Below are 13,844 nucleotides of genomic sequence, written 5' to 3' on the forward strand. Positions count from 1 at the left end.
GTCAGATCTCCTTCACGTGGTCGAACGGCTCGCCGCACGACCGGCAGCGATGCAGCGACTTGCACGCGGTGGCGCCGAATTCCGAGGTCCGTTCGGTATCGGTGGACCCACACAGGGGACAACAGATAACGCGGGGCGCGGGGGTCAAAGTCAGTGGTACCGGGCCGCCGGCTCGGTGCTGCGCGGGCCGCGGCGGGCTGATGCCGTGCTCGGCCAGCTTGCGTTTGCCCTGTTCGCTGATCCAGTCCGTACTCCAGGGCGGGCTCAGCACCGTACGAACCTCGACACGGTCGAATCCGGCACGGGCCAGACGGCTCTGCAGATCGGCGCGCATGGTGGCCATCGCCGGACACCCTGAGTACGTCGGAGTAATCGCGACGACGATCGTGCCCTCGTCATCCTGGTGGATCCCACGCAGCACTCCTAGATCGGCCAGGGTCAGCATCGGCATCTCCGGATCTGTCACCTCGGCGGCCGCAGCGCGCGCTCGGACCAAGACCTTATCGAAAGAAGTGGCCGACATCACGGTCACCAGATGCCCATCGGATGGGCACGAGCGACGGACTGCATCTCGGCGAGTAGGTAGCCCATCGACTCGCTGTGAATTCCGTCTCGACCGGCCCGGCCGCCAACGCCCGCGATCGACTTGACCTGCGGCAGATCCAGACGTGCAGCACGGAAGACTTCAGTGGCCACCGAGTCGAACTCCGCGCACAAGGTCTGCGCGGGCACGGCGGCGTTTGCATCGGCGAGGCGAGTCTCGACCGGATGGGTCGTGAAAAGCTCACCGACGTAGGGCCAAACCCGCGCCACGGCTTCTTCGACCCGGGCACGTGAGTAATCGGTGCCCTTGGCCAGCGTGACTAGCCAGCGCGCGGCATAGTCGCGATGGTAGGTCAATTCTTTGGTGCCCTTCGCAGCCACCGCGGCGAGCACCGGGTCGCCGCTGTCGCCAAGCCGCTGCATCAGTGCGAGCCGATGAGTCGAGAACGCGAACAAGCGGACGATCGTGTAAGCGAAGTCTCCATTGTCGAACTCGACCAGACGTACATTCCGGAACTGTGACTCGTCCCGGAAGAACGCCAACGCGTCTTCAGCCGGCACCGGCGACCCGGCGGGGAGTGCGGGCACTACCGCCGGATCCGCGGCAGCCGCGCGTGCCAGCAACAGTCGGGCCTGTCCGAGCAAATCGAGACTGATATTGGCTAGCGCAACTTCTTCTTCCATTTCCGGCGCTTTGGTGTTCCATTGCGCTAGGCGCTGCGCGCTGATCAGCGCGTCGTCCCCCAGCATGAGGCAGTAAACGGCGAGATCGGCGCCGTCGATCCCTTCGGCCAGGGTGGTGTCCACACCCGCGAGCGGATCATCGAAGCTGGTACCGAAGGCCCACTGATCGTTCTCATCGTGGTCGACGAGGTCGGCGTAGGCGGAATCGTGGTCAGTCATGGTTGGCGTTCTCCCTTGCGCCCTATCACATGTGTGGAACGCTGTCGGGGATCTCGTAGAACGTCGGGTGGCGATAAACCTTGTCGCCGGACGGTGCGAAGTACGGATCCTTCTCTTCGGGGCTGGAAGCGACGATGGATGTCGACCGCACCACCCAGATGCTCACGCCCTCGTTGCGACGGGTGTAGACGTCGCGCGCGTGGCGGAGTGCCATCTCGTCGTCCGCCGCGTGTAGTGAACCGACATGTACATGGTTCAGTCCGCGCTTGCCGCGAACGAAAACCTCATACAGCGGCCAACCGGCGTCGATCGCCGAAACATGCGGTTCTGCAGGTGATGCCGCCGCGGAACCGTCGTGCGAAGTGCTCACTGGTGTCCTTCCTCAGCCTCTCGCATCTTGTGGGCGAAGGCCCTCGCAGCCTCGCGGACCCACGCGCCTTCTTCATGCGCGCTGCGCCGCTGCGCGATTCGCTCGGCGTTACAGGGGCCCTCGCCCGCGATCACCGCCATGAACTCGTCCCAATCGGGTTCGCCGAAATCATGGGCGTTGCGCTCGGCATTCCAGCGCAACTGCGGGTCGGGCAACTCGACGCCGAGTTCGCGCGCCTGAGGCACACTCATATCGACGAATCGCTGGCGCAGCTCGTCGTTGGTGTGACGTTTGATGCCCCATGCCATGGACTGTTCGGTGTTGGGCGATTTGTCATCCGGGGGGCCGAACATCATCAACGCCGGCCACCACCAGCGGTCGACGGCCTCCTGGACCATGGCGCGCTGAGCGTCGGTGCCCTGCATCATCGTCATCAGTAGCTCGTAACCCTGACGCTGATGGAACGACTCTTCCTTGCAGACCCGAATCATGGCCCGCGCGTATGGGCCGAACGAGCTGCGGCACAACGGGACCTGGTTGCAGATCGCGGCACCGTCGACCAGCCAGCCGATCACCCCTACGTCGGCGAAGGTCAGCGCCGGATAATTGAAGATCGACGAATACTTCTGCTGTCCCGAGATCAGTCGGGACACGAGGTCGGACCTCGAAACCCCCAATGTCTCGGCCGCCGAGTACAGATACAAGCCGTGCCCGGCCTCGTCCTGCACCTTCGCCGTCAGGATGGCTTTGCGGCGCAGCGAAGGGGCGCGAGTGAGCCAGTTCCCTTCCGGCTGCATGCCGATGATTTCCGAATGCGCGTGCTGCGCGATCTGACGCACCAGCGTCTTGCGGTACCCCTCGGGCATCCAGTCACGAGGCTCGATACGCCGACCCGTCGCGACGATCTCGTTGAAGTCCTGTTCGAGTTCCGATGCCTCAGGGGGCGCCCCAACGGGAAGCCCGGTCATGTCAACCTCCTAATTACCGACCGAACGATCGGTTATTCAAGTGTGTCTTATCTCGGGTCCGGATGCAAGCGATCAGGAATTCAGCGACCGACGAACGTGGGTTGCTTCTTGTCGAGAAATGCTTCGACCGCTGCGGCGTGATCTGTGGAGGCGCCCAGCAGTCGTTGCGCGGATGCTTCCCGCTCGAGCACCTCGGGCAGCGGCGCGGCGGCGTTCATACGAATCAGCTGCTTCACTGCCCGGAAGGCCGCAGTGGGACCATTGGCCAGCTGATGCCCCAGTTCCCGGGCCGCTTCAGAAACCTCACCGTCGGCTACCACACGGTGAACAAGTCCCCACGCATGTGCCGACAGCGAATCGAATGTGCCGCCCAGCAGAAACAACCCTGTCGCCCTGCTGGCACCGACCAGGTTGGTCAACGTCGCGCTGAGACCGGAGTCGGCCGCCAGTCCGATACCCGTGAAGGCGGTTCCGAATTTGCATTTCTCGCCGGCAATCCGGATGTCGGCACCCAAGGCCAACCCCAAACCGGCTCCGACACATGCGCCCGAGATTCCGGCCACAACGGGAACCTCGATGCTCGCCATGGCGCTGAGGATCGGGTTGTAGTGCTCGTCCACAGTGTCCATGGCGTGGTCGGGATCGGCGCGCAACCCTTCGACGTGTTCCGCCAAGTCCTGGCCGACGCAGAAGTTCTTCCCAGCTGCGGTGATGACGACGGCTCGAACTTGTTTGTCCGAACCGACTTTCTTCAACGCTTCCAATAATTGCGCCTTCATGGCACGGTTCAGCGCATTGGATGCGTCCGGCCGGTTGAGCACGATCGCCGCCACGGCATCGGCTACCGAGTAGGTTACGGCGGCTGTCGGGTTCTCGTCCACGAGATGGTCCCTTCTGCTGATTATCGGCCGAGCTAACCGTTAGCTGGGCCAGGTGTAGAAGCCTTGCCCTGATTTCTTGCCGAGTTCTCCGCGAGCCACCTTGTCACGTAGCAGCATCGGAGCACGGAAGCGTTCCCCCACGGTCCGATGGAGGTAATCGGCAATCGCCAACCGCACGTCGAGACCGACCAGATCTGTCGATTTCAGCGGTCCCATCGGATGCCGATATCCCAATTCCATGGCTCGATCGATCGATTCGGCATCGGCCACGTCCTCTTCGAGCATGCGTATGGCTTCCAGCCCGAGCAGTACACCGAGCCGACTCGTGGCGAACCCAGGCGAGTCCTTGACTACGATCTCGGTCTTGCCCAACGCAGCCACCCAATCCACTGCGGAGCTGACCACAACGCTCGAGGTATCAGCGGCGCGGACCACCTCCACCAGGGCGGACGCGGGGACCGGATTGAAGAAATGAAGCCCGAGAAACCGTTTCGGGTGTTCGAGCACGGTTCCGAGATCGGCGATCGACAGCGAGCTCGTATTGCTCGCGATGACGGCGTCCGGGCCGATGATCTTCTCCACTGCAGTCAGCACGGACAGTTTCGCTTCGGCGATCTCAGGGACAGCCTCCACCACCAGGCCGGTTTCCGGCGCCAGATCCTCGACCGAGGTGACAGTTGTGATACGTCGCAGCACGTCCGACGGCTCCGCACCGAGCTTGCCCTTGGCCGCACCTTGTTCCACGCCACGTCGAACTCGCTCTCGAGCAGCATCTGCGGCAACGCCATCGGCCTCGACGATCGTCACCTCGGCCCCCGCAACTGCGAAGATCTGAGCGATTCCCGCGCCCATTCTCCCGCCGCCGACCACACCGACGATGGATGGCACCGCACTCATACTTTCCTCTTCTCCAGGAATCGCGTCATGCGATCTCGTTTGTCTTCACCTTCGAAAAGCACCGCCTGGGCGAGATCATCGAGTGCAGGGTGTGGCCCCTCAGCATCAACGGCACACTTCGACAACCGCAGCGCGAGCTGCGACAGTTTCGCCATCCGATCCACCAGCGCGACGGCCGCTGACAATGCCGCTCCCTCGGCGACAACTTCGGCAACCAGGCCGTGCCGATAAGCGGCGTCGGCATCCAGGATTCGACCACCGAGTAGCACCTGCTTAGCGACCGACTTGCCGACCAGATCCGCCAATCGATAGCTGGCTCCGGCCGCAGCGATGATTCCCAAGCCAGGCTCGGGATTCCCGAACCGAGCGCTCGCTCCCGCAACTCGCAGATCGCAGGCATAAGTCAGTTCCGCACCCCCGCCCAGCGCGTTGCCCTCCACCGCGGCGATGGTCGGGAGGCTCAGCCGCGCGATCCGATCGAAAAGCGATCGATTGATCCCGGCGAGCGCCTCTTCCCTGCCACGTCCGCGGAGTTCGAAGATGTCGGCGCCCGCGGCGAAGTCGGCGCCCGCGCCGCTGATGACCAGGAACCTCGGGTATCTCTCCAGTTCGGCACAGACCGAATGCAACTCCTCGATCATGGCGGCATTGATCGCGTTGCGGCTTTGCGGGCGGTGCAGCTGGACCAGGACGCGGGTGTCATCCTCCTGCACCCGCAGCGTGTCGAAGTTCATCAGACCGCCTCAATCAACAACGAAACACCCTGTCCCACACCGACACACAAGCTCGCCAAGGCACGGCCGGCCCCTTCACGCTCCATCCGTCCGAGTAGGGTCACTACGATGCGCGCCCCGGAACATCCCAGGGGATGCCCCAGTGCGATCGCGCCACCGTCGACGTTCACTTTTTCTTCATCGAGCCCCAGGCGGCGCACAACCGCCAGGCTCTGGACGGCGAAAGCCTCGTTCACCTCGACGGCGTCGAGATCACCGACTCTCCAACCCGCCCGAGCCAACGCTTTCTCGGTTGCCGGCACCGGCCCCAAACCCATCACATGCGGTGCCACACCAGCGCTGGCCGCTGTGACCACGCGGGCCCGCGCCGACAACCCATAACGCCGGACAGCCGAACCACTCGCCAGTAGCAATGCGGCCGCACCGTCAGACAACGGTGACGAAGATCCTGCAGTAACGATGCCCCCGGCACGGAACACCGGTCGCAGTTCGGACAGCTTCTCGAGGGTCGTGTCCCGTCGGGGGCCCTCGTCCACCGCGACTTCCTTGCGATCCGCGGGGACCGGCACGATCTCCTTGTCGAATCTTCCCGACTCTTGGGCGTCGATCGCGCGGTGGTGACTGCGGAGCGCGAACTCATCGGACTCCCTGCGGCTGATCCCGTCGAGCGCTGCGATTTCCTCCGCGGTTTCGCCCATCGACAGAGTCACCGGTCCGGATGCCGAGTCGAGCAACCGTTCGCTCGCGAATCGCGGATTGGTGAATCGCCAGCCGAGCGATGTATCCGCGACCTCACCAGGGCGCGCCCACGGCGTTCCAGGTTTGGCCATTACCCACGGCGCGCGGGTCATGGACTCGGATCCGCCCGCGATCACGAGATCCGCCATTCCGGAGCGGATTGCCTGGGCAGCGGACGCAACAGCTGTCAAACCGCTGGCACACAACCGGTTCACCGTGTATCCGGGGACTGATTCCGGTAGCCCAGCCAACAGAACCGCCATGCGCGCCACATTGCGGTTGTCCTCACCCGCCTGATTCGCCGCGCCGAGAATCACCTCGTCGATGACCCCGCCCGGGACTCCACTGCGGCGGCCGACCTCAGCGACTACGAGTGCGGCCAGGTCGTCCGCGCGCACGTCTGCCAGCGCACCCCCATAACGCCCCTGCGGTGTGCGGACCCCCTCCACCAGGTACACGTCGTTGCCGTTCACGATCCTCCTTCGGCCTCGGCAACATTAATAACCGATCATTCGGTCGAAAATCAACCCCTCTTGTGCCACCCGACCTGGTCGATACCAGGGTGTTACCGGACGTTCGGAATGCGATGATGGCGCTTATGGCTACACGAAGTCCCCGTCGTAGCGGGCAGGTCGGACGCCCCGGCTACGACCTGGAGTCGCTCCTCGCTATCGCTGTCGGCGTCTTCAACCAGCGCGGCTACGACGGCACCAGCATGGACCATCTGTCGCAGCGGCTCGGCATCAGCAAATCATCGATCTATCACCACGTCCCTGGAAAGGCCGAGTTGCTGCGCCTCGCCGTGGACCGCGCCCTCGACGCACTCTTCGCGGTCACCGAGGAGCCGGAAACGACGAGCGGACCTGCGATCGAGCGGCTCGAGCACCTCGTTCGCCGCAGCGTCATCATCTTGTCCGAGAACTTGCCATACGTGACGCTACTGCTGCGCCTGCGAGGGAACACCACCGTCGAACGGCGAGCCATCGCACGACGGCGCGAGTTCGATCGCTTCGTCAGCGAATTGGTTCGAGAAGCCTCCGAAGAAGGAGCCTTGCGGCCCGATCTGGATCCCGATCTCACCGCGAAGCTGATCTTCGGCACGGTCAATTCATTGATCGAGTGGTACCGCCCCAGCCGACAAGTCACCGCCGACGAACTGGCAAACACCCTTGTCACGCTCGCCTTCGACGGATTGCGAACCCGCCCCTCCCGCTGACATGAGCTGGTAGACCCGGCTGACCCCCAGATTCGCACTTGACGTGCAACCGCAGCACCAAGCAAAGTAATTACCGAACGAACGGACGGTAGAAAAAGGGAGTGCGGATCTTATGACAGCGTTGCTGCAGAGCTACGTGAGCGGGCGATGGGCGACCCCGACCGATGAGGGCCTTCCGCTCACAAACGCCGTCACCGGCGCCGAAGTCGCCCGATTCTCCACGCAGGGCAGCGACATGCCCGCGGTCCTCACACATGCCCGCACCATCGGCGGACCCGCACTGCGAGAGCTGACCTTTCATCAGCGTGCCGCCGCCCTGAAACAGCTCGGGAAGACGCTGATGTCGATCAAGGATGAGCTGTATCCGGTCTCGGCCATGACCGGTGCCACAGCGCGCGACTCGGCAGTAGACATAGACGGCGGAATCGGCACATTGCTCAGCTATGCGAGCAAGGGCAGCCGCGAGCTGCCCAACGACACCATCTATCTGGATGGACCGGCCGAGCGGTTGGGCAAGGGCGGAACCTTCGTCGGGCAGCACATCTACACATCCAGGCCCGGTGTCGCCCTACAGATCAATGCCTTCAATTTCCCGGTCTGGGGAATGCTCGAGAAGCTTGCTCCCGCATTCCTGGCGGGCGTTCCGACGATCGTCAAACCGGCTAGTCAGACGGCATACCTCACGGAAGCGATATTTCGCCGCATCATCGACTCGGGCCTGCTACCGGAAGGTTCGGTACAACTGCTGTGCACCGCACCGACCGGGCTGATCGATCATCTCGACTACCAGGACCTGGTGGCATTCACCGGATCGGCTGCCACGGCCGCGCAACTGCGGTCACATCGGAATATCGTCGAAGGTGGTGTGCGATTCAATGCCGAAGCGGACTCACTGAACTGCTCCATCCTCGGACCGGACGCAACCGCCGGCTCCCCCGAGTTCGACCTGTTCGTCGAGCAGCTGGTCACCGAGATGACCGTTAAGGCAGGCCAGAAGTGCACGGCGATTCGGCGGGCGTTGGTGCCGACGGAGCTCGTCGACGATGTCGTTGCCGCTACTCGGGAACGCCTCGCCGGAATCGTCGTCGGCAACCCTAAAAAGGAGGGCGTCCGAATGGGAGCCCTCGCCAGCATCAGCCAACGCGACGAGGTATTGCGGTCGCTCGAGCAGCTCACCGATGAGGCGAAAGTCGTCAGCGGCGACCCCGAGAACTTCACCGTCGAGGGCGCAGACCGTGACCGCGGCGCCTTCCTGCCGCCACTTCTGCTGCTCGCCAACAGCGCAACCGCTGCAGCACCGCACGACGTCGAGGCATTCGGTCCGGTCAGCACGGTCATTCCCTACGGCACGGTCGCCGAGGCAATCGACCTCGCCGCTCGGGGCCGCGGGAGTCTCGTCGGATCTGTCGTCACCCACGACCCCGACGTGGCTCGGCGCCTCGTGCTCGGTGCTGCCGCCCACCATGGGCGCATGCTGCTACTGGACCGCGATTGCGCCAAGGAGTCGACCGGCCACGGCTCGCCGCTGCCCACTCTGGTTCACGGCGGCCCGGGTCGCGCCGGCGGAGGTGAGGAGCTCGGCGGCATTCGCGGCGTCCTGCACCACATGCAGCGCACTGCCGTGCAGGGCTCGCCCGACATGCTGACTGCGGTCACCGGACAATGGATCACCGGGGCTACACGTAAGTCCACCGACGTTCACCCTTTCCGCAAGAATCTCGAGGAACTCGAGATCGGCGACACAATCGTCGGTGGCCCGCGCGTGGTCACATTCGACGACATCGAACACTTCGCCGAATTCACCGGCGACACCTTCTATGCCCACACCGATCCCGAGGCCGCCGCGGCGAACCCTCTGTTCGGCGGGATCGTGGCCCACGGCTACCTCGTCGTGTCCTTGGCCGCAGGGCTGTTCGTCGAGCCCAATCCGGGACCGGTGCTGGCGAACTTCGGCGTCGACGGACTGCGCTTCCTCACTCCGGTCAAGGCTGGCGACGCCCTGACGGTGACCCTGACCGCGAAGCAACTCAGCCCCCGACTGTCCGCCGAGTACGGCGAAGTCCGATGGGACGCCGTCGTCACCAACCAGGACGACAAGCCGGTAGCCACATATGACGTGCTGACCCTCGTCGCGAAGACCGAAGCCGATAAAGAAAAGTAGGAGGGAAAGGTATGTACTTCATATCGGTGTGCTACAGACAACCCGAGGACCAGGCAGCATTCGACAAGTACTACGCTGAGATACACACGCCTCTTGTATTGAAAATACCCAAGCTCGTCACGATAGCCACCGGAAAATGTGTTTCCCTGAGCAAGAAGGAAGCACCCTTCTACATGGTCGCGAATCTGTATTTCGAAACCGCCGCTGATCTCGAGGAGGCGTTGCGATCACCCGAAATGCAAGCCGCAGGGGCAGACGTGGCTAATTTTGCGAGCGGAGGGGTGGTCCAGTACTGGCAGGAAGAGAACGTCATCTTCGAACGGAACTGACGACAGTACACACAGGTCGGTTGTTGCATCTCCAGATGAAGCAACCGCCCTGTGTTGCCAGCCGCATCCATCAGACCGATTCACGCCCATATGTCAGCTCGAGAAAATATCAGCTATCCCGCAATTCCCGACTACGGCCACGGAACTCCGCTACCACGACCTCGCCACAACGGACGGTGACATCGTAGATCCCGTTTCGTCCACATCGCACGCGTTCCACGGCCGTCGCTACCAGCTCATCACCGATCCGGGTCGACGCCAGAAAATCGATTGATGCACCACCGGCGACTGTCGTCCTGCCGTACGAGTTGCAGGCGACAGCAAACGCCGTGTCTGCGAGCGTGAACACAAAACCGCCATGCGTGATGTCATGCCCGTTGATCATTTCCTCGGTGACGCGCATCGAGACCTCGGACACACCGATTTCGCTACGCAGCAGCTTCATGCCGAGCTTGGCCGAGGCCGGATCGTCAAAAAACATTTTCCGTGCGAAATCTACACCATCCGACATCGCGTCAACAGAAGCAGCCATATACAGAGCTTAGCAAGATAATCGCCCAGAATGTCTATTGCATATCATAGACCTGCGGCCGGTATCGAATGAGCGGCCTTGCCGGCGGGTCATCGCACATGAACTACTGATCTTGTCCGGCCTGTATCAGACCGGACCATACAGGCGGCAGATTGCATTTCAGGCCATTGGCGCCACCCCATAGATGTCCCGCTGGCACCAACCCGCTGATAAGCCCCGCCGACCCACGCAGCGCGGATGTTCACCACCGACATCGCCTTGAGCGCACTCGACATCGAGGTCACCGAGCACGGCGAGGGGCACCGACAGGCACGATGACCGTCACCGCAGGGTCGCGAGTCCGAGCAGTACGCGATGACCCGCGAGGCGCCGAGTCGCAGCCCGCGTCCACAGCTCGAGACCCAGCTCGCGGTACAACTGTTCGGCCGTTCGACCCGCCACGCCGAGATCTCCCCCGGCGGGCGAACGCTTCACCGAACACACCCGGAGCGAGGCGGCATGCGAACGCGCCACCAGACGACATGGCGGCATTCGCATGCACGGCTCAGCTGGATCAGCCCAATGCACGCAATCTCGGCAGGATGTTTTCGCTGAATTGGGTGAGGAAGCGTTCTTGATCGTGGCCTGGACCGTGAAAGATGAGGTGGTTGAGACCCGCGTCGAGATACGGTTTGATCCCGGCGCGTGGCTCCTCTGGATCCGAGGTCACGATCCAGCGTTAGGCGACTTGTTCGATGGGCAGCCGGTCGGCGAGTTCTTCCATCTCCACAGCGGAGCCGACGCTGTGTTTCTGATCAGCGGTCAGCGACAGCGGCGCCCAGAATCGGGTGTGGGCCAGGGATTGGCCCGGGTCGGGGTCGTAGGACAGCTTGATCTCGACCATACGGTCGATGCCAGCCGGATCCCTTTGCACGGCTGCCGCGCCCCCTGCGAGGGCGGGCATCAGTTTATCGGTGTACAGGTCCATGCCTTTGCCGGAGGTCCAGATGAAGCCGTCCCCGGCGCGGCCGGCGTACTTGGCGACTACGGGCCACCCTCGCCGTCTCCGTAGCCACCGGTCTCGGACCGTCCTCGCTCCCGAACCCGTCCACAGCCTCGGCCTGGACGGCGTCACCTGCCGACCACTCCGGCAGCCGGAAACGGTCGATCTCATGCTGGCCCGACGGGAATCGGAAGCCTCGCCCGGCGTGGCAGCTGTCGCGGCACTGGCACGAGCCGCAGCGAGCCGAAGAGCGACGCCGTCCGCGAGGGCCGGACTGGCGAGGTAGGTCCGCGGAGAGCACGAACCCGCCGATCGGCAACAGCAACTCGGTCGTCCGGCGCGGCCCGCCGGAGAGCCGTCATTCGCTGGAGGTCGGCCCGGGGTCAGCGGCGGCTTGGTCGTCCGCCGCGACCAGAGCGTGAGCGACGTGGGTGGTGCGGCCTGCGTGGGCTTCGGCGCGCATACGCGCGGACATGTGCGGGTAGTGCAGTTCGAAGGCCGGGCGTTCGGAGCGGATGCGGGGTAGTTCGTAGAAGTTGTGCCGCGGGGGTGGTGAGGTGGTGGCCCATTCCAAGGAGTTGCCTTGGCCCCAGGGATCGTCGACGGTTACCACCTCGCCGTAGCGGGAGCTTTTGAAGACGTTCCACACGAACGTGATCATGGAGACGCCGAGCAGAAACGACCCGAGGGTGGAAATCGTGTTCAGCAGTGTGAACCCGTCGGTCGGGAGGTAGTCGGCATACCGGCGCGGCATGCCTTCGTTGCCGAGCCAATGCTGGATCAAGAAGGTGGCATGGAAGCCGATCAGGGTCGTCCAGAAGTGGATTCTTCCGAGTCGTTCGTCCAGGAAGCGTCCGATGATCTTCGGGAACCAGAAATAGATACCCGCGAAGGTGGCGAACACGATGGTGCCGAACAGCACGTAGTGGAAATGGGCGACGACGAAATAGGTGTCGGTGACATGCCAGTCCAGTGGCGGGCTGGCGAGGATGACACCGGAAAGTCCGCCCAGCAGGAAGGTGACGATGAATCCGACGGAGAACAGCATCGGGGTCTCGAAGGTCAATTGACCGCGCCACATCGTGCCGATCCAGTTGAAGAACTTCACACCGGTGGGCACCGCGATCAAGAACGTCATCAACGAGAAGTACGGCAGTAGCACCGCGCCGGTGGCGTACATGTGGTGGGCCCACACCGCGACCGATAGAGCGGCGATGGCCAGCGTGGCGTAGACGAGGGCGGTGTAGCCGAAGATGGGTTTACGGCTGAACACCGGGATCACCTCGGTGACGATCCCGAAGAACGGCAGCGCGATGATGTAGACCTCGGGATGACCGAAGAACCAGAACAGGTGCTGCCACAGGATCGAGCCGCCGGTGGCCGGGTCGTAGATGTGCCCGCCGAGATGCCGGTCGTAAGCCACGGCCATCAGCGCGGCGGTGAGGATCGGGAATGCCAGCAGTACCAGGATGCTGGTGACCAGGATGTTCCAGGTGAAAATCGGCATCCGGAACATCGTCATCCCCGGTGCGCGCAGACAGATCACCGTGGTGGTCATGTTCACCGCGCCCAGGATGGTGCCCAGACCGGAGACGGCCAAGCCCATGATCCATAGATCCGCGCCCACGCCCGGGGAGTGCTCGGCCAGACTCAGTGGGGTGTATGCGGTCCAGCCGAAATCGGCAGCGCCGCCCGGGGTGAGGAATCCGGCGGTGGCGATCGTCGCGCCGAACAGATACAGCCAGTAGCTGAGGGCGTTGAGCCTGGGGAAGGCGACGTCCGGTGCTCCTATCTGCAAGGGCAGGATCGCGTTGGCGAAGCCGAATACCACCGGTGTGGCATAGAACAGCAACATGATGGTGCCGTGCATGGTGAACAGCTGGTTGTACTGTTCCGGCGAAAGAAATTGCAGGCCGGGTCTGGCGAGTTCGCCGCGCATCAGCAGTGCCATGAGACCGCCGATGAGAAAGAATCCGGTCGCCGAGGTCAGATAGAGGATCCCGAGCACTTTGGGATCGGTGGTGGTGACCATCTTCCACAGGAACGAGCCTTTCGGCCCGACTCGCGCGGGATAAGGCCGTATCGCTTCGACAGGTGAGATTTCACGCGCCATCGCCGCCATCATGCACCTTCTTCATCGTCCAGGCGCCCGCGAAGTACCCGAGAAGCGAGAGCCGAAACCAAAGTAAATGACGGGTTGTCCGACAGCGCCGACAACCCGGAAACAAGTTGGAATCAAGCCTGGGCCTCGCGCCCGCAGAACCGGATGCGACCACGCCGACAACCAGCCTACTTCCATTACGGCGTCCAACAGGTACGTCTTCGGAATGTCGCCTTTCGGTACATACGTCAGATCAATTGCCAGCAGCCACGCCGCGGTGATGATCCCAACGCGGCGCGCGTGGACGACCCCCGCAGGCGACAAGGTGGCCATAATCTGCGCCACGCCGTTGCCTGCGAGCAATCCTGCGACGGTGTATTGCAGCCAGCGATCGTTCTTGGGGCCGAAGACGGCTTCGAAACTCCGCCGATGCAGTAACGGCCACAGGCCGCCGACGAGGTTGAACACACCGTGGGCTCGTGCAAGGCC

At 63.3% G+C, this 13,844-nt stretch carries 14 protein-coding genes and 1 pseudogene; 3 read left to right on the forward strand and 12 right to left on the reverse strand.

The features are described from left to right. Position 1: 1 nt before the first annotated feature. The 8 genes from paaD to GVY64_RS00865 all read right to left on the reverse strand — a co-directional run bounded on the left by paaD (position 2) and on the right by GVY64_RS00865 (position 6,507). Positions 2-523, reverse strand: coding sequence for a 1,2-phenylacetyl-CoA epoxidase subunit PaaD (paaD, locus tag GVY64_RS00830; protein WP_159837711.1), 522 nt, complete (start codon positions 521-523; stop codon positions 2-4). Between the two features lie 5 nt (positions 524-528). Then, positions 529-1,446, reverse strand: coding sequence for a 1,2-phenylacetyl-CoA epoxidase subunit PaaC (gene paaC / locus GVY64_RS00835; protein WP_159837713.1), 918 nt, complete (start codon positions 1,444-1,446; stop codon positions 529-531). 25 nt (positions 1,447-1,471) lie between these two features. Further along, on the reverse strand, positions 1,472-1,756 hold the full coding sequence (gene paaB / locus GVY64_RS00840) for a 1,2-phenylacetyl-CoA epoxidase subunit PaaB (protein WP_201297860.1): 285 nt from the start codon (positions 1,754-1,756) through the stop codon (positions 1,472-1,474). A 56-nt stretch (positions 1,757-1,812) separates the two neighbouring features. After that, positions 1,813-2,784, reverse strand: a complete 972-nt coding sequence (gene paaA / locus GVY64_RS00845; protein WP_159837717.1) for a 1,2-phenylacetyl-CoA epoxidase subunit PaaA — start codon at positions 2,782-2,784, stop codon at positions 1,813-1,815. An 80-nt stretch (positions 2,785-2,864) separates the two neighbouring features. Continuing rightward, positions 2,865-3,665 carry an enoyl-CoA hydratase/isomerase family protein gene (locus GVY64_RS00850; RefSeq protein ID WP_159837719.1) on the reverse strand — a complete coding sequence of 267 codons (801 nt, stop codon included), beginning with the start codon at positions 3,663-3,665 and terminating at the stop codon, positions 2,865-2,867. A 39-nt stretch (positions 3,666-3,704) separates the two neighbouring features. Further along, positions 3,705-4,562, reverse strand: coding sequence for a 3-hydroxyacyl-CoA dehydrogenase family protein (locus tag GVY64_RS00855; protein WP_159837721.1), 858 nt, complete (start codon positions 4,560-4,562; stop codon positions 3,705-3,707). Then, positions 4,559-5,299, reverse strand: a complete 741-nt coding sequence (locus GVY64_RS00860) for an enoyl-CoA hydratase/isomerase family protein (protein ID WP_236566553.1) — start codon at positions 5,297-5,299, stop codon at positions 4,559-4,561. The genes GVY64_RS00855 and GVY64_RS00860 overlap by 4 nt, the downstream gene beginning before the upstream one ends. After that, entirely contained in the window at positions 5,296-6,507 is a 1,212-nt protein-coding gene (locus GVY64_RS00865; RefSeq protein ID WP_159837725.1) for a thiolase family protein, read from the reverse strand. Before GVY64_RS00865 ends, GVY64_RS00860 begins: the two co-directional genes overlap by 4 nt. Positions 6,508-6,632: 125 nt before the next feature. Between GVY64_RS00865 and GVY64_RS00870 the strand changes: the two genes are divergently transcribed. From GVY64_RS00870 to GVY64_RS00880, 3 genes are all read left to right on the forward strand, one after another. Beyond that, positions 6,633-7,250 carry a TetR/AcrR family transcriptional regulator gene (locus GVY64_RS00870; RefSeq protein ID WP_236566517.1) on the forward strand — a complete coding sequence of 206 codons (618 nt, stop codon included), beginning with the start codon at positions 6,633-6,635 and terminating at the stop codon, positions 7,248-7,250. Positions 7,251-7,362: 112 nt separating this feature from the next. Beyond that, positions 7,363-9,411: a phenylacetic acid degradation bifunctional protein PaaZ gene (paaZ, locus tag GVY64_RS00875; RefSeq protein ID WP_159837729.1), complete on the forward strand. Its 2,049-nt coding sequence runs from the start codon at positions 7,363-7,365 to the stop codon at positions 9,409-9,411. Positions 9,412-9,422: 11 nt separating this feature from the next. Further along, positions 9,423-9,740, forward strand: a complete 318-nt coding sequence (locus GVY64_RS00880) for an EthD family reductase (RefSeq protein ID WP_159837731.1) — start codon at positions 9,423-9,425, stop codon at positions 9,738-9,740. Positions 9,741-9,849: 109 nt separating this feature from the next. On the opposite strand, the gene paaI is transcribed toward GVY64_RS00880, so the two are convergent. The 4 genes and pseudogenes from paaI to GVY64_RS00900 all read right to left on the reverse strand — a co-directional run bounded on the left by paaI (position 9,850) and on the right by GVY64_RS00900 (position 13,823). After that, entirely contained in the window at positions 9,850-10,272 is a 423-nt protein-coding gene (gene paaI, locus GVY64_RS00885; RefSeq protein ID WP_236566518.1) for a hydroxyphenylacetyl-CoA thioesterase PaaI, read from the reverse strand. A 553-nt stretch (positions 10,273-10,825) separates the two neighbouring features. Next, a pseudogene (locus GVY64_RS00890) lies at positions 10,826-11,308 on the reverse strand (LLM class flavin-dependent oxidoreductase); the annotation flags it as partial. A 304-nt stretch (positions 11,309-11,612) separates the two neighbouring features. Continuing rightward, positions 11,613-13,367: an aa3-type cytochrome oxidase subunit I gene (gene ctaD / locus GVY64_RS00895; protein ID WP_442939496.1), complete on the reverse strand. Its 1,755-nt coding sequence runs from the start codon at positions 13,365-13,367 to the stop codon at positions 11,613-11,615. 21 nt (positions 13,368-13,388) lie between these two features. Beyond that, positions 13,389-13,823, reverse strand: coding sequence for a hypothetical protein (locus GVY64_RS00900; protein ID WP_201297846.1), 435 nt, complete (start codon positions 13,821-13,823; stop codon positions 13,389-13,391). Positions 13,824-13,844: the final 21 nt, after the last annotated feature.

It is taken from the genome of Nocardia sp. CY41 (assembly GCF_009829325.1).
Classification (GTDB): Bacteria; Actinomycetota; Actinomycetes; order Mycobacteriales; family Mycobacteriaceae; genus Nocardia.